Origin of the sequence: Metabacillus dongyingensis (assembly GCF_019933155.2) — a bacterium.
Lineage (GTDB): Bacteria > Bacillota > Bacilli > Bacillales > Bacillaceae > Bacillus_P > Bacillus_P dongyingensis.
Genome location: NZ_CP082944.1, coordinates 2009286 through 2029845, shown reverse-complemented (window position 1 = coordinate 2029845; position 20560 = coordinate 2009286). Strand labels below are relative to the sequence as shown.

The window sequence follows — 20560 nt, the reverse complement described above, 5'->3', positions numbered from 1 at the left end:
CCAAAGAGGGCCAATGATTAAAAGGTAATCGTGCCGCCATCTACAAGCAGCGTGGCTGCCGTCACATAAGAAGCATCATCACTTGCCAGAAACAGGACGGCCTTTGCGATTTCATCAGGCTGCCCGATTCTTGCAAGAGCATTCGATTTCGAATAGATCTCCCATCTTCTTTCATCTTTGCGCCATTCATCAATAATGGACGTATCAATCACTCCTGGTGCAATCGCGTTTACACGGATGTTTTCCTTTCCATAATCAAGAGCGGCGTTCTTTGTCAGAGCAATAACACCCGCTTTTGATGCATTATATGGACCCATCCGCTTTTTCCCTTTCATTCCAAGCACACTGGAAGTATTAATAATTGAGCCTCCGCCGCTCTGTATCATGAATGGAACGGCATGTTTGATCCCCAAGAAAACACCTTTAAGATTGATGTCCACGACCCGGTCCCATTCATCTGTATCCATTTCGCCAATTTTTACGCTCTGGTTCGATACACCTGCATTGTTAAAAAGAACATCAAGTGCGCCATATTCATTTACAGCTGTTTTCATTAATGCCTGGACATCATCAGAGTTTGTCACATCCGTTTTAACAAAAAGGCATGGCAGGTTTTTCTCTCTGATTTCATGAGCCGCTTTTTCTCCAGCTTCACTGTTGTAATCGCCGATTACTACTTTCGCTCCCTGATCTGCAAACAGCATCGCAGTTGCTTTGCCTATGCCGCCTGCTCCACCTGTAATGACAGCAACCTTTCCTGCAAGTCTCATTAATCAGTCTCTCTTTCTATGATTGTCGCAATTCCCTGACCGCCTCCTATACACGCTGTGATCAGGGCATAGCGTCCCCCAGATCGCTTCAGCTCATAGATGGCCTTTGTCATCAAAATGGCACCTGTTGCCCCAAGCGGATGGCCGTGAGCAATTGCGCCCCCGTTTACGTTCAGCTTGCTGTGATCAAAATCCAGTTCCCGGTCGCATGCTAAGACCTGTGCCGCAAAGGCTTCATTCAGTTCGACGATGTCCATGTCTGCCAGTGATAAATTTGCTCTCTCAAGTACTTTTTTCACTGCTGGAACAGGACCGATTCCCATAATATTCGGATCGACACCTGCAACTGCATACTGCTTTACTGTGCATAGCGGCGTCAAACCAAGTTCCAAAGCTTTTTCCCGGGACATGACAACTACTGCTGATGCAGCATCATTCAGTCCAGAACTGCTGCCGGCAGTAACAGTGCCGCCTTCTTTAAAAGCAGGACCCAATGCTTTTAAACCTTCGAGCGTTGTATTCGGACGGGGATGTTCATCTGCTTTGAAAAAGAAAGGGTCTCCTTTTCGCTGACGTATTTCTACAGGAACAATCTGCTCGTCAAATCTTCCTTCTGATACAGCTGCTGCCATTCTCTGCTGGCTGCGGAGAGCATATTCATCTTGTTCCGCGCGGCTGATCTCATATTTGGAAACCAGATTCTCAGCTGTAATTCCCATAGGAGGATTGCCGATTTCTTTTGGCGACAGCACAGCTGACTTAAATCTCGGCGGTGCCGGACTGAATGGTTTTTTCGGTTTCTCCATTAAATAGGGAGCAAGAGACATACTTTCCGTGCCGCCTGCAATATAAACGTCTCCGTCGCCCGCTTTGATCGCCTGCGCTGCAAGATTGACAGCATTGATGCCTGAGCCGCATTGACGGTCAACTGTCAGCCCCGGTATATCCAGTGATAGTCCTGTGGACAAGGCTGTTAATCTTGCAATATTCCCTCCGCCTGAGAGAACATTTCCAAAAATGACATCATCGATCATGTCTGCTGATACCTTTGCTCTGTTCATTGCCTCTTTTATAACAATGGCGCCAAATTCACTGGCTTCCATTGATGAAAGTGCACCGCCCTGTCTCCCAATTGGAGTTCTGACAGCAGCTACGATGACCGGATCACGATTCATATAACTAACCCCTTTCTTACATGGCATGTGTTCCGCCGTCTACGACGAGAACATCACCTGTGATAAAATCAGAAGCTCTTGCCGCCAAAAACAGGGCAGCGCCTTTTAAATCCTGATCTGTTCCAAATCGTTTAAGCGGTGTGATATTCAGGAAATGATTTTTCCCGTTTTCAATGATCACCTGTGACATTTTAGTAGGGAAAAAGCCTGGTGCAATAGCATTCACATTAATGTTGTGCTGTCCCCATTTCACGGCCAGGTCCTTTGTAAAAGTGATGACAGCGCCTTTACTTGTGTTGTATGCAATGGTATCCATATACCGCGGGTCTGTTCCGCCAAGCCCTGCAACAGAGGCGATATTGATGATTTTCCCGCTCTTTTGCTTAATCATATGTTTGCCTGCTTCCTGAGACATCAAAAATGTACCGGTAACATTTACATTCATCACCTTATTCCACGCTTCAAGCGGCATATCTTGAACAGGAGCTCCCCATGTTGCTCCGCTGTTATTTACTAATATATCAATCTTGCCAAATTCCTCGATTGTTGTTTTTACAACATTTTTTACATCTTCACTATTTGTTACATCACAAGATAATGCAATAGCTTTTACTCCATATTCCCTGCTTAACCGGGCAGCTGCCTCTTCACATGCCGCGGCTTTTCTGGAACAGAGGACAAGCGAGGCTCCTGCCTGTGCAAATCCCTCAGCCATCTGCTCGCCGAGTCCACGTCCCCCGCCCGTTATAATAGCTACTTTATCTGTCAGATCGAACATTTCTTTCACGTGCATACTATCCCTCCTTATACAGTCTGAAGATTCACATCGTATTTTTTCAGCTCAAGCCTTGCCAGCTGAGCGCGATGCACTTCATCAGGACCGTCAGCAATTCTCAGGGTTCTGGCACTTGCCCACTGAGCAGCAAGCGGTGTGTCCTCGCTGACTCCAGCTGCACCGAATGCCTGAATAGCCCGGTCGATTACTTTAAGAGCCATATTCGGAGCAATGACTTTAATCATTGCGATTTCTGTTTTGGCTGCTTTATTGCCGACTGTATCCATCATGTATGCCGCTTTTAATGTCAATAAGCGGGCCTGCTCAATTTCAATGCGGGAGTCTGCGATCCATTCTCTGATGACCCCCTGGCTTGAAATCGGTTTGCCGAACGCCTCTCTGGTTTGTACGCGCTTACATAATTCTTCAAGCGCACGTTCTGCAGCCCCGATTAATCTCATGCAGTGATGAATCCTACCCGGTCCAAGCCGGCCCTGGGCAATTTCAAATCCTCTTCCTTCTCCGAGGAGCATATTTGAAGACGGCACCCTTACGTTATCAAAAGTGATTTCAGCATGACCGTGCGGTGCGTGATCGTAGCCGAAAACAGGCAGAACTCTTTCAATTTTGACGCCTTCAGCATCAAGCGGCACTAAAATCATCGACTGCTGTTCATATTTTGGTGCCTGAAAATCAGATTTGCCCATCACAATGGCAATCTTGCAGCGTGGGTCGCCGGCTCCTGAAGACCACCATTTTCTTCCGTTAATGACATACTCATCCCCATCACGGATGATGCTTGCTCCAATATTCGTCGCATCTGCTGACGCAACATCTGGCTCAGTCATGGAAAAGCATGAACGAATTTCCCCTGCAAGAAGAGGCTTCAGCCATTTCTCTTTTTGTTCATCTGTGCCGTATCGCACGAGGACCTCCATGTTTCCTGTATCAGGCGCTGCACAGTTAAACACTTCAGGTGCAAGCAATGAGCGTCCCATAATTTCACATAGCGGTGCATATTCCAAATTTGTAAGTCCTGCCCCGTGCTCGCTTTCAGGCAAAAATAAATTCCATAAACCTCTTTCTTTAGCCTTAATTTTCAGCTCTTCCATAATGGGCGGAACTTCAGACCACCTGGATTCCTGCGCATTCAATTGTTCTTCATACTTTTTTTCATTTGGATAAACGAATTCTTCCATAAAAGATGTTACTTGTTTTTGTAAGACAATCACTTTATCTGAGTAAGTAAAGTTCAACTAGATCACCCTTTCTAATAACTTACTAACCGGTTGGTATGTGAAGCTACTTCTATCATAATATGTAACTGGCAAAAAAAACAACTATTATTCTAAAAATTCTGCCAAATTAATTATTTTGCACGGTTTTCCCCTTTTGAAAAATTCCTTTTCAATCTATTTAGAAAGTGATATAATTCACTTGTTTTATGTGTAAATAACTAAAATGAAATGATGAAAATAGATGCTATTTTTTATTAAAGAAGGTGGGAATACAAATTGTCGCAATATGAAACACCCTTATTTACAGGATTAAAAGAGCATGCAAAAAAAGATCCTGTTCAATTCCATATCCCAGGACATAAAAAAGGTGCAGGAATTGATCCTGAATTCCGCTCGTTTATCGGGGACCCTGCTCTTTCCATAGATTTAATCAACATCGGACCTTTGGATGATCTTCACTCTCCAAAAGGAATGATCAAAAAAGCTCAAGACTTGGCAGCTGAAGCATTTGGTGCAGATTATACTTTCTTCTCTGTACAGGGAACAAGCGGGGCTATCATGACAATGGTGATGGCTGTTTGCGGACCTGGAGATAAAATCCTTGTTCCCCGCAATGTTCATAAGTCGGTTATGTCCGCGGTCGTTTTCTCGGGAGCTACTCCAATCTTTATTCACCCTGAAATTGATAAAGAGCTTGGCATTTCACACGGCATTACAACTGAATCTGTTGAACATGCTCTTGAGCAGCACCCAGATGCAAAAGGACTGCTTGTCATCAACCCTACTTATTTCGGAGTTTCGGCTGATTTAAAAAAAATCGTTGAAATTGCCCATTCGTACAAGGTCCCTGTTCTTGTCGATGAGGCTCATGGGGTTCATATACATTTTCATGAGGACCTCCCAATGTCAGCCATGCAGGCAGGTGCAGACATGGCGGCAACAAGTGTTCATAAGCTGGGCGGATCAATGACACAAAGCTCTGTGTTAAACGTCCGCGAAGGATTGGTATCTGTTCAAAGAGTTCAAACCATCTTAAGCATGCTGACAACAACTTCTACATCATATCTGCTTTTAGCATCGCTTGATGTGGCAAGAAAACGTTTGGCAACAGAAGGCCGCGAGCTCGTCGAACGGGCAATCCACCTTGCAGAGGATACACGCAGAAAGATTAATGAGATAGATAAAATCGAGTGCATCGGCGAGGAGATTGTCGGCACCAAAGCGGCATATGATTACGATCCGACTAAGCTGATCATTTCCATCAAAGAGCTCGGCTTAAATGGCTATGATGTTGAAAAATGGCTGCGCGAAAACTATAATATTGAAGTTGAAATGTCAGATTTATATAACATTCTTTGCATCATTACACCAGGGGATTCTGAAAGAGAAACAGGCATTTTAGTTGAAGCGCTGCAGGCTCTGTCTTCAGAATTTATGAATGCATCTGCAGACTTGGTAAAACCGACTGTCATGCTGCCTGATATTCCTGTTTTAGCACTGACACCTCGCGATGCTTTTTACGCAGAAACAGAAATTGTCCCTTTCAGTGAATCGGCAGGACGCATCATTGCCGAGTTTATCATGGTTTATCCCCCAGGAATTCCAATTTTCATCCCTGGAGAAATCATATCTGAAGAAAATCTTGCATATGTGCGCAAGAACCTGGAAGTTGGTCTCCCTGTACAAGGACCAGAAGATCCTGAGCTTAATTATTTGAGAGTGATAAAAGAGCATAAAGCAATCAGATAATAGTAAAAGACGATTCATTTATGAATCGTCTTTTTTTGCGCATGATTTGTTGAGTCTGTAACGTATTCAACTTCCAACAGGCAGCGATCAACGTCAGATTTTGACAAATAAATAAGGCCGTTCACGATAATAAGTGCATCAAACTAAGTTATAACACATCAAATTAGGCCAATCACGATAGTAAGTGCATCAAACTAAGTTATGACGCAACAAATAAGGCCGTTCACGATAATAAGTGCATCAAATTAAGTTATGATACAACAAATTAGGCCAATCACGATAATAAGTGCATCAAACTAAGTTATGACGCAACAAATTATGCTGATCACGATAGTAAGTGCATCAAACTAAGTTATGACGCAACAAATTAGGCTGATCACGATAATAAGTGCATCAAACTAAGTTATGATACAACAAATTAGGCCAATCTCGATAATAAGTGCATCAAACTAAGTTATGACGCAACAAATTAGGCTGATTACGATATTAAGTGCATCAAACTAAGTGATGATACAACAAATTAGGCCAATCTCGATAATAAGTGCATCAAACTATGTTATGACGCAACAAATTAGGCTGATCACGATATTAAGTGCATCAAACTATGTTATGACGCAACACATAAAACCAATAATCAGAATTCCTTACCATTTTATAGGGAATATACATTTATTCACTCAAAATTAGTTTCTGCGAGCTCATCCAGTATGTGTACGCGTTCAAAAAATGAATTTGTGCGCGTTCTGCTAATTTCCTCCTAATGATTAAAACCTAATTTTACCAAACAAACAGAAATCATCTAAAAAATAAAAGCATGCAGGAAATCCCGCATGCTTTCATCTATCTTCTATTTAAACCCCTTGAATAACTGTAATTTCTCTCTCGAGTACTTGGCAATCGCAGCTTGTGCACTTCCCATACAAAACACTGACCTTTTCGTCCTCAAAATGATCGATAGTACCATTGCATGTTTGACATACGATTGTTCCCATTTCCATACCCCTTTTTTGAATAGATTAGCGCTTTTGAAATTATTGAAAGCGCTTAATGCTTTGTAACTCTATAATAATATAACACATTTAATTCGTCAAGCCTAAATTGTATAACACATTTATCTATTTTCTATCAATATATTTATCTTTCTTTTACTATAAGCATAGAAAAAAACTGGCTGAAATACGCCAGTTTTTCTTATTCATATTCGGTGGTCAATTGGACGTCTGGGATCACTTCTTTGAAGAAATCAGAGAGTTCTGATGCCTGCTGCAGGGTTTCAGTGCGAAATGTGTGCTTGAGGAGTTCGAGGTCTTCGATATCAGACGAGTCAAGGAGTGCTGCTTTACCGGTTTGGAGACATATGACGAGAGGTTTCCCAAAAAACATGCTTGAGTAAACTATGGCCAAATCATACCTCCGGTCACTTGAAGCAAATCCCACATACCTTACGTTAGCCTGCTCGGTATCATCATAAAACTTCTCTAATGCATTCATGATGGCCTCCTTCTATTTTATTATCTGATTATTCAGATTAATTATACCCTACATTATGCCTCAGCACAATTATTTCACCTTTATCTTGTCAGATTGTTTAAATATTTGTAAAATTTAATTTAATCAGTCAGAAAAATTAGGAGTTGACAGGATGGCCTCTCACGCATTTATTAAATTAGTCGGCGGATCCATTAAACAGTATATAACGGTTGATGAAGTAGAAGAGCTTTTTCACTACTACAAGGACATTACGAGCAAAACAGGAGAGCAATTAAACTTCGCTTATGAAAGCTCTGCTTTCCCTTATGAATGTAAACAAGCGAATGGATATCTTACCTTATCGTCAGAAGAACGAGGATATTCCAAAATGTATGTCGGAGTCAGTTCAGCCGGTGAGGAACAGCCTTCTTTTCTTCAAATCACCCTCCCCTCTGATTCAAAATACGGAGACAAGAATAAAGCAAATGAGTTTTCAAAGTTCCTTGCAAAAAAACTTAAAGGCGAACTAACCTTATTTAATGGCAGAAAGATGTACTATTATAAAAGATGAAAGCGATCCTTACAGGACCGCTTTTTCATGAGATTTTTCCGATTGAATGGGGATCAGCTATTTCATATCCCTTGGCTCTTAATCCTTCTACAATCCCCTTTAATGCTTCGTTTGTCCATTTCCGGTCATGCATTAACAGATTCGCTCCATCTGTCAGGAACGGTGAATGGACCATAATGTCTGTAAGGGCATCTTTTGATTGATACGCCTTTTCCCAATCATAACCGTATGTCCAGTTCATCAAGACCATCTTTTCTTCCTTTGCAAGCTTCCGGCTTTCGTCTGTGTTGCTTCCGAATGGAGCACGAAAGAAACGAGGTCTTTCTCCGATTGTTGCTTCTACTAGATCATTCAGCCGAACGATTTCGTTTCGCTGCTCTTCAGGAGAAAGATCTTTCAAATTAGCATGTGTCATCGTATGATTGCCGATCGGAAACCCGAGATTATGAATATCTATCAGTGTCTTTTTTTCTTCATCTGAATCTATGAAGTGGCCATTAACGAAAAAAATCGCATTTACGCCCAGATTTTTTAGCGTATGAGCCATTTCCAGACTGTGTTTATCAGGTGCATCATCAATCGTAATCAGGACAGTCTTTGCATTGATATTTGCACTTAAAGGCTCAATTGTCCAATTGGCCGGATTTATCTTGTATTCAGGAAGAGCTTCTGGTTCTGCTTCGGTCTCCGCGCTTTCTTTTTCCTTTTCCTCAGGCGCAGGCTCTTCAGGTGCCTTGTCACTCTTTTGTCCTTCATCCTGTTTGTCCGCTATTTCATGTTTCGCTGCTTGATTACCGGTTTGATCTGAGCTGCACGCTGCAAGTAAACAGACCGCAGCCAAGATGCAAAGCAAATGCTTCATTATGTATCCCCCAATCATTCTCCTTTATTAGTATAATATAAGGGAGAATGCTTCACTATATAAAAAGAGGAATTAATTAACAAAAGTACCAGCTAACTATGAATCATCCTATATAAAAGAAAAAATCAAAAAACACTAGTTTTGGAAAGTGTTTTTTGATTATGCGGCAGTGTTAGTAAATAAACGTCCTAATGAGCAGTAAGAATTCATCCTTGCATAAAAATGCCGCTGCTGCAGTTGCAGCCGTCACGAATAGAGCGATTTTTTTAGATTGTGAAAGAGATGCTGCTACAATATATGCTATGTACAGAAAGACCCCAAGCAAGATCAATTTAGCCTGCAGCGAATCTTTTTCAGAAATCCATTCCACCAATAAATAACCGCCCCACATGAAACATTGCAGAAAAATAATCATTGGCCATTTCATCGTTACTCCCCTTCTTTTACTCAGCCGCTTTATCTCCTATATTTAGGTTATGCGACATTCCTACTGTATATTTTTCATTTATGTAACAAATAGGTAACATTCAGGGGAATATTCGGAAAACATGATAGAATAGCATTAATTTAGCAAGACGGCACAATAAAACTGGGTAGTAAGTATTGTTTTTATTCACAAATAGAGCGGTATGTTTAGACCATTTCATTTTAAAGAGGTGGGCAATATGGCAAAGTCGGTTATTGTCGCCTTCATCATTCCAGTATTTCTTCTATCATCCTGCAGTTTGAATTTCACTTCTGAGGCGAATAATCAGCCTGAACCGGAAGAAAGAAAGCTATTATTCTTCTCAGATGAACAGGATGAATATCGGGAATCCGTTTACTATGACGCACTTATCGATTTAAAACGGGATTTCCCAGAAGAAATTGAAGGTTTGCAATTTATCGATTCAAGTGCGGAAGAAAATTATCCGTTTGATGTAGAAAAATACCCTTCTCTTGTTGTTGTGGATGATAATCAAGTGATTTTCCAAATTGAAGGGCATGTAGGAAATAAAGAGGAGATTATTAATTCTGTCATTAAAGCTCTTTCAAAGAGCAGCGGACAGCGTTAAGCTTGTCAGGTGGTTCTAATATAATTAGCCGCCTTTTTTTTGTCAAAAAACCCCCTTAATGCTAAGCATTAAGGGGGTTTTTCTCTCATTATTTCACGATGTGAATCGGGCTTCCGATTGCAACTTCAGCAGCTTCCATTGTGATTTCTCCCAATGTTGGATGCGCATGAATTGTCATCGCAATATCTTCAGCAGTCATGCCGGCTTCAATTGCAAGGCTAAGCTCTGAAATCATATCAGAAGCTGCAGCACCAGCAATTTGCGCTCCAATAACAAGACCGTCTTCTTTACGTGTAACCAGTTTTAAGAATCCGTCTGTTTGGTTAAGAGAAAGTGCACGTCCATTTGCAGCAAATGGGAACTTAGCAGCAACAACCTCAAGTCCTTCTTCTTTAGCTTGTGCTTCTGTGTAGCCTACTGAAGCAAGTTCAGGCTCAGAGAATACAACAGCAGGAATTCCTAAGTAATCAATTTCAGCATTCTCTCCGGCGATTACCTCTGCAGCAATTTTGCCTTCATAAGAAGCTTTATGTGCAAGCGGAGGTCCTTCAACGATATCACCGATTGCAAAGATGTTAGAAACGCTTGTGCGGCACTGCTTATCAATTTTAATCACGCCGCGGTCTGACATTTCAACCCCAACTTGCTCAAGGCCAAGCTCGTCTGTGTTAGCACGGCGTCCAACTGTTACTAACAAGTAGTCAGCTTCAACTGTCTGCTCTTCGCCTTTTACTTCAAATGTTACCTTTACGCCGTTTTCTGTTTCTTCAACAGATTTAGCTTTAGCTTTTGTATGGATTTCAACGTTGCCCTTTTTCTTAAGGTTGCGTTTTACAAGTGAGCTCATTTGCTTTTCAAAGCCCATTAAGATCTCATCCATTGCTTCAATGAAAACTACTTCAGAACCGAAGTTAGCATATGCTGTTCCAAGCTCAGTGCCGATGTATCCTGCACCAATTACAACAATTTTCTTAGGGATTTCATTTAAGCTTAGCGCGCCAGTTGAATCTAAAACGCGTTTAGAATATTTGAATCCTGGAATTTCAATCGGGCGTGAACCTGTAGCGATGATTGCATTTTTGAATTTATAAGTTTGAGATGAATTGTCATCCATAACTTTAATAGATTCACTGTCAACAAAATAAGCTTCGCCGCGAACGATTTCAACTTTGTTTCCTTTAAGAAGTCCTTCAACTCCGCCGACAAGCTTTTTCACAACGCCAGCTTTGAATTCTTGAACTTTTGTAAAATCAACTTTTACATTTTCTGCAATGATACCCATGTCTTCTGAATGCTTTGCATGTTCAAAACGGTGACCCGCAGCGATTAACGCTTTAGAAGGAATACATCCAACGTTCAAACATACGCCGCCAAGGTTTCCTCTTTCTACGATTGTTACTTTCTGTCCAAGCTGTGCAGCGCGGATGGCAGCTACATAGCCGCCAGGTCCCGCACCAATGACAAGAGTATCTGTTTCAATAGGGAAATCTCCTACTACCATCGATTACGCCTCCATTAGAATAAGTTGTGGGTCGTTCAATAAACGCTTAATGTGATTTAATGCATTTTGTGCTGTAGCACCATCGATCATGCGGTGGTCAAAGCTTAATGATAAAGCAAGCACTGGAGCAGCAACAATTTCACCGTCAACTACGATTGCTTTTTCAGCAATGCGGCCGATTCCAAGGATTGCAACCTCTGGGTGATTAATTACTGGAGTGAACCATTGTCCGCCAGCTGAGCCGATGTTTGTAATTGTACAAGAAGCGCCCTTCATTTCCGCAGCAGAAAGTTTACCGTCGCGTGCTTTAGTAGCTAAGCCGTTAATTTCATCAGAAATGTCAAAGATTGATTTGCGTTCTGCGTTTTTAACAACTGGAACCATAAGTCCTTTTTCTGTATCAGCAGCAATACCGATGTTGTAGTAATGCTTTTGAATAACTTCTTCTGTTTTGTCATCGATAGAAGTGTTAAGAACCGGATATTTTTTAAGCGCTGATGTAAGAGCTTTCACTACGTACGGTAAATATGTTAACTTAATTCCCTGCTCCGCTGCAACACCTTTGAACTGTTTTCTGTGAGAAACTAGTTTCGTCACATCCACTTCATCCATCAAAGTTACGTGTGGAGCTGTTTGTTTTGAGTTAACCATTGCTTTAGAGATTGCTTTGCGCATTGGGCTCATTTTTTCGCGTGTTTCCGGGAAGTCGCCTTCTGGAACAGCTTGTTTTGCAGGTGCTTTTTGCTCTGCTTTTTCTTCTTTAGCTTCTGTTTGAGGAGCTTCAGTTTGCGTTTCAGCAGGTTTAGATCCGCCTTCTAAGAATGCATCAATGTCTTCTTTGCCGATGCGTCCGTTTTTGCCTGATCCAGATACTTGGCGGATTTCAACGCCTTTTTCACGTGCATATTTGCGTACAGAAGGCATTGCAATGATGCGGCGGTCTGGATCGACTTCAGCCTGATCCTGTGCACCTGCGCCTGTAGCTGCTGCTGTTTCTTGTTTAGGAGCTTCTTCTTTTTTCACATCTTGGCCAGCTTCAGCTGTAGATTGAACTTGTGCTTCTGTTTTCTCTTCTTTAGCAGGCTCATCTCCATGGTCATCACCTTTAAATTTAAGGTTTTCGTAACCAGGAGCATCAAATGTGATAAGAGTTTGTCCAACAGTAGCAACAGTTCCCTCTTCAACTTTAAGCTCAATAACTTTTCCTTTTACAGGAGAAGGAATTTCAACGACAGCTTTATCGTTCTGGATTTCAGCCAGTACATCATCTTCGTTTACTTCATCGCCTGGCTTGATAAACCACTTTACAATTTCACCTTCGTGGATACCCTCACCGATATCCGGCATTTTAAATTCGAATGACACGGTATATTACCTCCTATTTTTCATATGGAAAAGAAACCAGTTTGCAGGTTTCAAAAGAATAAACATTTGATGTTTGTTCAAGTGCTTTCACGCAGCCGCGCCGCGCTGATCATGGAACATAAACACGCATTCTTCCGGGGACCCTCTGATTTCTTTTCTCAGAATGTATAATTAAAAATTCATTACTTTTTTAGCTGTTTCAATCACATCTTTGAAGTTTGGCAGCCAAACACCTTCAGCTTGAGAGAAAGCAAATACAGTGTCTGGAGCTGTCACGCGAAGTACTGGAGCTTCTAAGCTTAAGATCGCACGGTCATTGATTTCAGCAACAACATTAGCTGCAATTCCTGCTTGCTTTTGAGCTTCTTGTACAACAATCGCACGTCCTGTTTTTTCAACAGATGCAATGATTGTGTCGATATCTAATGGGCTGATTGTGCGAAGGTCGATCACTTCAGCAGAAATTCCTTCTTTTTCAAGCTCTTCTGCTGCTTTTAATGACTCATGCACCATTGCGCCGTAAGTAATAATAGAAAGGTCAGAACCTTCTCTTTTCACTTCAGCTTTGCCGATTTCAATCGTATATTCTTCTTCCGGAACTTCCTGACGGAAAGAACGGTAAAGTTTCATATGCTCAAGGAAAACGACAGGATCGTTATCACGAATAGCAGAGATTAAAAGTCCTTTTGCGTCGTATGGAGTTGAAGGAATAACAACTTTCACACCAGGCTGCTGAGCCATAAGACCTTCTAAGCTGTCAGCATGAAGTTCAGGTGTATGAACGCCTCCGCCGAATGGTGAACGGATTGTAACTGGTGAAGACCAGCGTCCGCCTGAACGGTAGCGCATACGAGCCATTTGGCCTGAAATAGAGTCCATTACTTCATAAACGAAACCGAAGAATTGAATTTCAGCTACAGGACGGAATCCTGTTAATCCAAGACCGATCGCAAGACCGCCGATTCCTGATTCAGCAAGAGGTGTATCAAATACACGGTCTTCGCCAAATTCTTTTTGTAATCCTTCAGTAGCACGGAATACGCCGCCATTTACACCAACATCTTCTCCAAACACTAAGACGTTAGAATCATTTTTTAATTCTGAGCGCAGCGCATCAGTGATTGCTTGAATCATTGTCATTTGAGCCATGGCTTACTTCGACTCCTTTGCTTTGTAGATTTCATATTGCTCTTTCAGATTGTATGGCATTTCTTCGTACATGTTATCCATTAGATCTGTTACTTTTTGTTTTGGATATTCATCCGCTTTTTTGATTGCTTCTTTAATATCTTCTTTCGCTTGTTCAATCGCTTTATTTTCTTCTTCTTCGTTCCATAAGCCTTTGTTTTCTAAGAATTTACGGAAACGTACAAGAGGATCTTTCTCTTCCCACTCGTTATCAAGTTCTTTCGTACGATAGCGGGTTGGGTCGTCACCAGCCATTGTATGAGGGCCATAACGATAAGTAAGCGTTTCAATTAATGTAGGGCCTTCACCATTAACAGCGCGTTCGCGTGCATCACGTACTGCAGCATATACAGCTAATGCATCCATTCCATCAACCTGAATTCCTACGATACCTGCAGCTGCAGCTTTTTGAGCGATTGTTTGAGCAGCAGATTGCTTTTCAACAGGTGTAGAGATCGCAAATCTGTTGTTTTGCACAACAAAAATCGCTGGTGCTTTATAAGCGCCTGCAAAGTTGATTCCTTCGTAGAAGTCACCTTGAGATGCTCCGCCGTCGCCAGTATAAGTAATTGCAACTGTTTTAAGGTCTTTCTTTTTCATTCCAAGAGCTACACCGGCAGTCTGGATGATTTGTGCACCTATGATGATCTGCGGTGAAATCGCATTTACATCTTCAGGGAACTGATTTCCGTGGAAATGTCCGCGTGAGAATAAAAATGCTTGGTATAATGGAAGTCCGTGCCAGATGATTTGTGGAACGTCACGGTATCCTGGAAGAACGAAATCTTCTTTTTCAAGTGCAAAATGAGAAGCGATCTGAGATGCTTCCTGTCCTGCTGTTGGAGCATAAAATCCTAAACGTCCTTGACGGTTCAGTGAAATAGAACGCTGGTCCAAAATACGCGTATAAACCATACGGCGCATTAATTCTTTTAATTGATCATCTGATAAATCAGGCATTGCAGAGTCGTTTACAACCTCGCCCTGTTCATTCAGAATTTGGAACGTTTCAAACTGCTTTGCAATTCCTTCGAATTGCTTTTTGCTGTCAACTACAGCATTTTTAGTCTTAGCAGCCATCTTTAGTCACCTATCCTTTCTCTTATAAAAAAATAGTTTTAGATAATTACTGACACATACAGCATTAGCCTACCCAAAATGAGTACGCCTGACACATTTTTTTAGGCTATCCTCTATATATCTTTATACCACCTGAGAGAATGCCGAAACGTTCTCTATGTATTGGACAGTACAAATATCTGTACTAATTTAAGTGATGAAAGAAATTAATACAATTCGTTTCAACATTTCTTAGTGTACACCATTAAAAATAAGTTCGTCAATTGATTTATATCGATATTCTTAAAAGATATCAAGTGTTTTCATTTTACTTTTATTCCCTATTTATCAATCTGTACTATAACTAATTGTTCTTCTGTATTACAAAAATCGATACAGGTATCATTATAACCGAATCTCGAAAATTGCTGAAGCAGCTGCCTATAGACACAGCGATTTACGTCTAAATACAAAAAAACTGCAGAGAACTATCTCTCTGCAGGCCATACTTTATTAAACAAGCTGTATTGTTAGGATTTTGATGCATTTTCTTCCGGCTGTTCTACCTCAATCTCTGCTTCTTTATAAAAGTCCATTTTTGCCTGATTATACTGTTCTGTATAATCATTAAATTTTTTATTTTCGGCCAATACTTTTTCGTAAGTACTGTTAATTTCAGTAATTTTCGCTTCAAGCTCTTCAAGCTTCAAATCCTTTTTTTGAAACATTTGATAAAGCTCTTTATCAAGGACAATCGCTTCTTTATATGAAGCATAAAGGGCATCGTAGGAATCATAGCGATTCTGCATCAGCCCCTGCAGCTTATCAGCCTTATCTTTCGCTCCGTCTTCTTTGAGCTCATTTGAAAGAGCTGCAATGTTTTTAAATTCTTCCTTGGAATCAAGAATGCTTTGCCTTTCATCCTCTAATCGCTTTTCTCTTTCTTCTACAACAGCTGCCGCTTCCTTTGAAAGAGAAACAATTTTATCGTACTCTTTCATTCCCAAAGAAATAATTTCTTCGTAAAGATCATTTTCCTCTTTTTCAAGCTCAATTAGAGGCTTCTGCTGCTCCTCAAATGTATCTTCAAGAGATACTACCTTCTCAAGAGCACTGTACATTTCTTCTTCTGGCGAAGAGCCTGAACAGCCAGATAATACTACCGATCCAATAAAGATTGCTGCTGCTGCTGAAATTGCTTTTGAAAATTTTGTCACCGCGGGTCCCCCTAACCATTCAACACTTTAACTATAAGACGTTCTTCGTTTTTTTACAATATCTTCTTTAAATAGAAAAGCAGAATCGACTGGTCAGACCCGACAGCCGTTTGTTTTGGCCAAGTATCCAGGAGTGGACAGCGAGAAATGCGGGACCAGACTTTCATACTGAGCAAGCTTGCTTAAACTCAGGCGGTCAACAGGTTCAATCAAACTTTATATAATGAAATGTTAAATCCCCTTATTCTGATCATCTTCAATTCCCAATTTTTTTATTGGACCTGGGCTTTTGTCTATACACTTCCCATTCCGTGACATAGGTTATATTAGACACTCAGGCTAATGCACAGAACATGAGGGTCAATTAAAAGGAGGTTTTTTGCATGTACGGATGTTATCCTGGATACGGGTACGGCCACGCGGGTGATTGCGGACGCACTTTCGCTTTAATTGTAGTGTTGTTTATTCTATTAATTATCGTCGGTGCAGCTTTTTGTGGCAACTATTAATGAATGATTGCGGAAGAGATGCCCACATTTTATGTGGGCAAGCCGCAAAATAATGGCGCTTATCCTGAATGGACAAGCAATACTTTTCGTTTTTCTGCAATTCCATTATACTTATATAGATGATTTAGCAAGAAATGGAGTGTGAGTCCCCATGATTACAATGGATGATATTATCAGGGAAGGCCATCCGGCACTTCGCAAGGTGGCAGAAGAAGTTGCCATGCCTCCTTCTGATGAAGACAAAAAAACATTGCAGGATTTGCTTGATTATGTTTCAAATAGTCAAAATCCTGAAATGATCGAAAAATACGGCTTAAGACCTGGCATAGGACTTGCTGCACCGCAAATAAACGTTTCAAAACGGATGATTGCCATTCGGCTGACAGATGAAAAAGGAACATTGCACAGCTACGCTTTATTTAATCCGAAAATTATCAGCCATTCCGTTGAAAAAAGCTACTTAACAAGCGGTGAAGGCTGTCTGTCAGTTGATCGCCCTGTACCTGGATATGTGCCCCGCTATGCAAGAATTCGCGTCAAAGCGGTTTCGCTTGAGGGAGAAGAACTCGACTTAAGACTCCGCGGCCTGCTTTCCATTGTATTTCAGCATGAAATAGACCATCTAAATGGAGTCATGTTTTATGATCATATGAATGTAAAAGATCCTATGCAAGAACCCGAAGATGCTATTGCCATTGAGCGCTAAAAAACCTGTCTGCTTTAGCAGACAGGTTTTTTATTGTCATAAGAACAATTAATTCTTTTTACATATATTAATCTCGGCCCAATAAACTTATGCTTTTCTACAGCAGTCCCACTTTTTTCAGCCCATTAAGGATGCCGTCCTGGTTTACATCTGATGTCACTTCATCTGCAAGCTCTTTCAGTTCAGGAACTGCATTCCCCATCGCTACGCCGGTACCAGCATATTTAATCATTTCAAGATCATTCAATCCATCACCGAATGCATAAACATCATCTTTCTCAATCTCAAGGCGTTCCATCAGCTTTTTAATGCCTTCAGCCTTAGAACCTCCAAAAGGCAGGATATCGGTAGCAAGCTCATGCCAGCGGATGATATGAAAGTCTTCATATTTTTTATAATTTTCTTCTTCGCCCTCTTTACAAAAAAGAAGCGTCTGATAAATTTCGTGATGGCGGTAAAAGTCAGGATCCCGCTCCGGATGCATAAACTTCAGACTGCCCATGCTCTCGTGTATATAAGGATGATCCGTTTCTGTTGACATCATAGTGTCATCACTCATGAAAACTAACGGGTGATTTGACGTGCGAGCAAATTCATATAATTCTTCAAGTCTTTCAGTATTAAGAGGATTTTTATAAATGACATTTCCTTCAAAAACTACAAACTGCCCATTAAAACTGACAAAGGAATCGATTCCAAGTTCTTTTCTAAGATCCTCAAACATGAAAGGAGCCCTGCCTGTCGCGATGGCAACATGATGACCTGCTTTTTTTAAATCTTCGATTGCTGCCCGTGTGGAGTCCGGTATTTCTTTATCGTGATTTAATAAAGTACCGTCAATATCAAAAAATATTACTTTTCCATTCATAAAACGTCTCCTAACCTGTCCTGAATTAATCAACCATATCTAGACCCATAATAAAGGAAAAAATTTAGCTTCTCAACCGAAATCGCTTAATCTCTTCTTATTTAATCATTAAACACAATCATTTTCCACAAATACCCATGTTAACTTTGCTCTATATCACATATACTAAGTCTGGCAGATTCACGAAGGCTCGGCACACATCGAATTGGACAAGATAAGGAGTGAGACAGAAATGATGAAAAGATTGCGACGCAGATTAAGATCTCAATGGAATAGTATACTTGGCAGAAAAACAATGGCTTAACAAAAACCCTTTCTAGTTATAGAGGGTTTTTTTTCTAATTGAAACGGGCCTAGTGCTCATGAGGGTTGGCTTAGGGACGATTATCGCATATAATAGAACAAGTTAGTCTAACATACGGCAGTTAAGGAGAGATTTGGCAATGCTATATAAAGTTTATTATCAGGAGAAATTAAATCAGGTTCCTGTCCGCGAAAAAACAAAAACACTTTTTGTTGAAGCTAAAACAGAAGGTGACGCAAGAAATAAACTAAAAGACCGCTTTTATAACATTGAATTTATTCAATCGGTAGAAGGCGCTTTTCTTGAATATGAAAAACAAAACGAAAACTTTAAAGTATTGGAGATTTGATTTTTATGAAATTTGTTAAAAATGATCAAGTTGCGGTATTCGCACTTGGTGGACTCGGAGAAATCGGCAAGAACACGTACGGTGTCCAATTCCAGGATGAAATAATTATGATAGATGCCGGCATTAAATTCCCTGAAGAGGAATTGCTTGGAATTGACTACGTGATTCCGGATTACACGTATTTAGTCAAGAATGAAGATAAGATTAAAGGTCTTTTCATTACACATGGCCATGAAGACCATATCGGCGGGATTCCTTATCTTCTGAAGCAAGTAAATGTGCCAATTTACGGAGGCAAGCTTGCACTCGGCTTAATCCGCAACAAACTTGAAGAGCATGGTTTATTGCGTCAGGCTAAATTATATGAAATTAAAGAAGATGACATCATTAAATTCAGAAAGACGTCTGTTACCTTCTTCAGAACTACACACAGCATCCCGGATTCGTACGGAATCGTTGTAAAGACACCCCCAGGAAATATCGTACATACTGGAGATTTCAAGTTTGATTTTACACCTGTCGGCGAACCTGCAAACTTGACAAAAATGGCTGAAATCGGAAAAGAAGGCGTTTTATGTCTGCTTTCAGACAGCACAAACAGTGAAATTCCTCACTTTACGATGTCTGAGCGCCGTGTCGGCGAGAGCATTCAGGAGATCTTCCGGAAAGTTGATGGACGTGTCATCTTCGCAACTTTTGCATCAAACATTCACAGACTTCAGCAAGTCGTAGAAGCAGCTGTTCAGCATAACCGTAAAATAGCTGTATTTGGCCGCAGTATGGAATCAGCGATTGCAATCGGACAAGATCTTGGATACATTCAATGTCCGAAAGAAACTTTTGTTGAACCGCATGAAATTAACCGCCTGCCTGCTAATAAAGTGACTATTTTATGTACTGGAAGCCAGGGTGAGCCTATGGCAGCTCTATCTCGAATTGCAAATGGCACACACCGTCAAATTCAAATCATTCCTGGAGATACGGTTGTATTTTCTTCTTCGCCGATTCCTGGAAACACAATCAGCGTAAGCAGAACAATCAACCAGCTTTACCGTGCAGGCGCAGAAGTCATTCATGGTTCTTTAAGCGATGTTCATACGTCCGGCCATGGCGGCCAGGAAGAGCAAAAGCTGATGCTTCGTCTAATGAAGCCAGAATACTTCATGCCAATTCATGGTGAGTACCGCATGCAGATTATGCATTCAAGACTTGCCAAGGACTGTGGTGTTGCGGAAGAAAACTGCTTTATCATGGATAATGGGGAAGTTCTGGCCCTCAGTGACCGCGAAGTATCTGTAGCAGGCAAAATTCCTTCTGGTTCTGTCTATATTGACGGGAGCGGAATTGGCGATATCGGAAACATCGTACTTCGTGACCGCCGCATTCTTTCGGAAGAAGGATTAGTTATTGTCGTTGTCAGCATTAATATGAAGGAATTTAAAATTTCTGCCGGTCCTGACATCATCTCACGCGGATTCGTCTACATGAGAGAATCAGGTGATCTTATTAATGATGCTCAAGTTCTGATTACCAAGCATTTAAATAAAGTGATGGAGCGCCGCACAAGCCAGTGGTCTGAAATTAAAAATGAAATTACAGATACTCTTGCACCATTCCTATACGAAAAAACAAAACGCCGCCCAATGATTTTACCTATCATTATGGAGGTTTAATCTGCAAAGCTGCCGGAAATCCGGCAGCTTTTTTCTATTAGAAGAACTGTCTTTATGTGCGCTCCATCATATTGTAGAATCAGAAAATATGCTGTATAATAAACTGCACTGACCGTTCAGTCAAATTTTAAGTCGAAAGAAAGGTAGTGCCTAACC

Annotated in this window: 21 protein-coding genes; 7 read left to right on the top strand and 14 right to left on the bottom strand. The window is 41.0% G+C overall.

The genetic code is table 11. The annotated features are described in order from the left end of the window. Nucleotides 1-17: 17 nt before the first annotated feature. Genes K8L98_RS10025 through K8L98_RS10010 form a run of 4 tightly spaced genes read right to left on the bottom strand, consistent with a single transcriptional unit; the run spans nucleotide 18 to nucleotide 3976 of the window. A complete protein-coding gene (locus K8L98_RS10025; protein ID WP_223441917.1) occupies nucleotides 18-770 on the bottom strand; it encodes an SDR family NAD(P)-dependent oxidoreductase in 753 nt (250 codons plus the stop codon). Continuing rightward, nucleotides 770-1945 (bottom strand): thiolase family protein, encoded by a 1176-nt coding sequence (locus K8L98_RS10020; RefSeq protein ID WP_223441914.1) that lies wholly within the window; start codon nucleotides 1943-1945, stop codon nucleotides 770-772. The genes K8L98_RS10025 and K8L98_RS10020 overlap by 1 nt, the downstream gene beginning before the upstream one ends. Before the next feature lie 16 nt (nucleotides 1946-1961). Beyond that, on the bottom strand, nucleotides 1962-2738 hold the full coding sequence (locus tag K8L98_RS10015) for an SDR family oxidoreductase (RefSeq protein ID WP_223441911.1): 777 nt from the start codon (nucleotides 2736-2738) through the stop codon (nucleotides 1962-1964). Nucleotides 2739-2749: 11 nt separating this feature from the next. Further along, nucleotides 2750-3976 (bottom strand): acyl-CoA dehydrogenase, encoded by a 1227-nt coding sequence (locus K8L98_RS10010; RefSeq protein WP_223441909.1) that lies wholly within the window; start codon nucleotides 3974-3976, stop codon nucleotides 2750-2752. A gap of 258 nt (nucleotides 3977-4234) precedes the next feature. Here K8L98_RS10010 and K8L98_RS10005 point away from each other — a divergent pair, with 258 nt between their 5' ends. Then, entirely contained in the window at nucleotides 4235-5707 is a 1473-nt protein-coding gene (locus K8L98_RS10005; RefSeq protein ID WP_223441907.1) for an aminotransferase class I/II-fold pyridoxal phosphate-dependent enzyme, read from the top strand. Nucleotides 5708-6558: 851 nt separating this feature from the next. Here K8L98_RS10005 and K8L98_RS10000 read toward each other — a convergent pair. Continuing rightward, nucleotides 6559-6699 carry a GapA-binding peptide SR1P gene (locus K8L98_RS10000; RefSeq protein WP_083328358.1) on the bottom strand — a complete coding sequence of 47 codons (141 nt, stop codon included), beginning with the start codon at nucleotides 6697-6699 and terminating at the stop codon, nucleotides 6559-6561. Nucleotides 6700-6898: 199 nt separating this feature from the next. Continuing rightward, a complete protein-coding gene (locus tag K8L98_RS09995; RefSeq protein WP_223441906.1) occupies nucleotides 6899-7198 on the bottom strand; it encodes a DUF3055 domain-containing protein in 300 nt (99 codons plus the stop codon). Nucleotides 7199-7349: 151 nt separating this feature from the next. Here K8L98_RS09995 and K8L98_RS09990 point away from each other — a divergent pair, with 151 nt between their 5' ends. Then, nucleotides 7350-7748 (top strand): DUF1885 family protein, encoded by a 399-nt coding sequence (locus K8L98_RS09990; RefSeq protein WP_223441905.1) that lies wholly within the window; start codon nucleotides 7350-7352, stop codon nucleotides 7746-7748. A gap of 25 nt (nucleotides 7749-7773) precedes the next feature. On the opposite strand, the gene K8L98_RS09985 is transcribed toward K8L98_RS09990, so the two are convergent. Both K8L98_RS09985 and K8L98_RS09980 read right to left on the bottom strand, forming a co-directional pair. Next, nucleotides 7774-8610 (bottom strand): polysaccharide deacetylase family protein, encoded by an 837-nt coding sequence (locus tag K8L98_RS09985; RefSeq protein WP_223441903.1) that lies wholly within the window; start codon nucleotides 8608-8610, stop codon nucleotides 7774-7776. Between the two features lie 172 nt (nucleotides 8611-8782). Further along, on the bottom strand, nucleotides 8783-9037 hold the full coding sequence (locus tag K8L98_RS09980) for a hypothetical protein (RefSeq protein ID WP_223441901.1): 255 nt from the start codon (nucleotides 9035-9037) through the stop codon (nucleotides 8783-8785). A gap of 238 nt (nucleotides 9038-9275) precedes the next feature. Here K8L98_RS09980 and K8L98_RS09975 point away from each other — a divergent pair, with 238 nt between their 5' ends. Beyond that, a complete protein-coding gene (locus K8L98_RS09975) occupies nucleotides 9276-9665 on the top strand; it encodes a hypothetical protein (RefSeq protein WP_223441899.1) in 390 nt (129 codons plus the stop codon). Nucleotides 9666-9753: 88 nt separating this feature from the next. Here the strand turns inward: K8L98_RS09975 and lpdA are convergent, their stop codons facing one another. From lpdA to K8L98_RS09950, 5 genes are all read right to left on the bottom strand, one after another. After that, nucleotides 9754-11166 (bottom strand): dihydrolipoyl dehydrogenase, encoded by a 1413-nt coding sequence (lpdA, locus tag K8L98_RS09970; RefSeq protein WP_223441898.1) that lies wholly within the window; start codon nucleotides 11164-11166, stop codon nucleotides 9754-9756. A 3-nt stretch (nucleotides 11167-11169) separates the two neighbouring features. Then, nucleotides 11170-12531 (bottom strand): dihydrolipoamide acetyltransferase family protein, encoded by a 1362-nt coding sequence (locus tag K8L98_RS09965; protein WP_223441897.1) that lies wholly within the window; start codon nucleotides 12529-12531, stop codon nucleotides 11170-11172. A gap of 171 nt (nucleotides 12532-12702) precedes the next feature. Continuing rightward, nucleotides 12703-13680 carry an alpha-ketoacid dehydrogenase subunit beta gene (locus K8L98_RS09960; protein ID WP_101564924.1) on the bottom strand — a complete coding sequence of 326 codons (978 nt, stop codon included), beginning with the start codon at nucleotides 13678-13680 and terminating at the stop codon, nucleotides 12703-12705. A gap of 3 nt (nucleotides 13681-13683) precedes the next feature. Next, nucleotides 13684-14799 (bottom strand): pyruvate dehydrogenase (acetyl-transferring) E1 component subunit alpha, encoded by a 1116-nt coding sequence (gene pdhA, locus K8L98_RS09955; RefSeq protein ID WP_223441895.1) that lies wholly within the window; start codon nucleotides 14797-14799, stop codon nucleotides 13684-13686. 509 nt (nucleotides 14800-15308) lie between these two features. Further along, on the bottom strand, nucleotides 15309-15995 hold the full coding sequence (locus K8L98_RS09950; protein WP_223441893.1) for a YkyA family protein: 687 nt from the start codon (nucleotides 15993-15995) through the stop codon (nucleotides 15309-15311). 383 nt (nucleotides 15996-16378) lie between these two features. Between K8L98_RS09950 and K8L98_RS09945 the strand changes: the two genes are divergently transcribed. Continuing rightward, on the top strand, nucleotides 16379-16504 hold the full coding sequence (locus K8L98_RS09945) for a YjcZ family sporulation protein (protein ID WP_223441891.1): 126 nt from the start codon (nucleotides 16379-16381) through the stop codon (nucleotides 16502-16504). Between the two features lie 151 nt (nucleotides 16505-16655). Further along, nucleotides 16656-17210, top strand: a complete 555-nt coding sequence (def, locus tag K8L98_RS09940; RefSeq protein WP_223441889.1) for a peptide deformylase — start codon at nucleotides 16656-16658, stop codon at nucleotides 17208-17210. A gap of 97 nt (nucleotides 17211-17307) precedes the next feature. On the opposite strand, the gene K8L98_RS09935 is transcribed toward def, so the two are convergent. Next, nucleotides 17308-18078 (bottom strand): Cof-type HAD-IIB family hydrolase, encoded by a 771-nt coding sequence (locus K8L98_RS09935; protein ID WP_223441885.1) that lies wholly within the window; start codon nucleotides 18076-18078, stop codon nucleotides 17308-17310. A gap of 443 nt (nucleotides 18079-18521) precedes the next feature. Between K8L98_RS09935 and K8L98_RS09930 the strand changes: the two genes are divergently transcribed. Both K8L98_RS09930 and rnjA read left to right on the top strand, forming a co-directional pair. Next, on the top strand, nucleotides 18522-18731 hold the full coding sequence (locus K8L98_RS09930; protein WP_070878987.1) for a DNA-dependent RNA polymerase subunit epsilon: 210 nt from the start codon (nucleotides 18522-18524) through the stop codon (nucleotides 18729-18731). A gap of 5 nt (nucleotides 18732-18736) precedes the next feature. After that, complete coding sequence (rnjA, locus tag K8L98_RS09925) at nucleotides 18737-20404, top strand: ribonuclease J1 (protein ID WP_223441882.1); 1668 nt, start codon at nucleotides 18737-18739, stop codon at nucleotides 20402-20404. Nucleotides 20405-20560 lie beyond the last annotated feature (156 nt).

Bases quoted from the DNA above. Each gene is read 5' to 3' on its own strand.
- K8L98_RS10025 (WP_223441917.1), bottom strand. From the start codon at position 770: ATGAGACTTGCAGGAAAGGTTGCTGTCATTACAGGTGGAGCAGGCGGC.
- K8L98_RS10020 (WP_223441914.1), bottom strand. From the start codon at position 1,945: ATGAATCGTGATCCGGTCATCGTAGCTGCTGTCAGAACTCCAATTGGG.
- K8L98_RS10015 (WP_223441911.1), bottom strand. From the start codon at position 2,738: ATGCACGTGAAAGAAATGTTCGATCTGACAGATAAAGTAGCTATTATA.
- K8L98_RS10000 (WP_083328358.1), bottom strand. From the start codon at position 6,699: ATGGGAACAATCGTATGTCAAACATGCAATGGTACTATCGATCATTTT.
- K8L98_RS09995 (WP_223441906.1), bottom strand. From the start codon at position 7,198: ATGAATGCATTAGAGAAGTTTTATGATGATACCGAGCAGGCTAACGTA.
- K8L98_RS09990 (WP_223441905.1), top strand. From the start codon at position 7,350: ATGGCCTCTCACGCATTTATTAAATTAGTCGGCGGATCCATTAAACAG.
- K8L98_RS09985 (WP_223441903.1), bottom strand. From the start codon at position 8,610: ATGAAGCATTTGCTTTGCATCTTGGCTGCGGTCTGTTTACTTGCAGCG.
- K8L98_RS09980 (WP_223441901.1), bottom strand. From the start codon at position 9,037: ATGAAATGGCCAATGATTATTTTTCTGCAATGTTTCATGTGGGGCGGT.
- K8L98_RS09975 (WP_223441899.1), top strand. From the start codon at position 9,276: ATGGCAAAGTCGGTTATTGTCGCCTTCATCATTCCAGTATTTCTTCTA.
- lpdA (WP_223441898.1), bottom strand. From the start codon at position 11,166: ATGGTAGTAGGAGATTTCCCTATTGAAACAGATACTCTTGTCATTGGT.
- K8L98_RS09960 (WP_101564924.1), bottom strand. From the start codon at position 13,680: ATGGCTCAAATGACAATGATTCAAGCAATCACTGATGCGCTGCGCTCA.
- pdhA (WP_223441895.1), bottom strand. From the start codon at position 14,799: ATGGCTGCTAAGACTAAAAATGCTGTAGTTGACAGCAAAAAGCAATTC.
- K8L98_RS09945 (WP_223441891.1), top strand. From the start codon at position 16,379: ATGTACGGATGTTATCCTGGATACGGGTACGGCCACGCGGGTGATTGC.
- def (WP_223441889.1), top strand. From the start codon at position 16,656: ATGATTACAATGGATGATATTATCAGGGAAGGCCATCCGGCACTTCGC.
- K8L98_RS09935 (WP_223441885.1), bottom strand. From the start codon at position 18,078: ATGAATGGAAAAGTAATATTTTTTGATATTGACGGTACTTTATTAAAT.
- K8L98_RS09930 (WP_070878987.1), top strand. From the start codon at position 18,522: ATGCTATATAAAGTTTATTATCAGGAGAAATTAAATCAGGTTCCTGTC.
- rnjA (WP_223441882.1), top strand. From the start codon at position 18,737: ATGAAATTTGTTAAAAATGATCAAGTTGCGGTATTCGCACTTGGTGGA.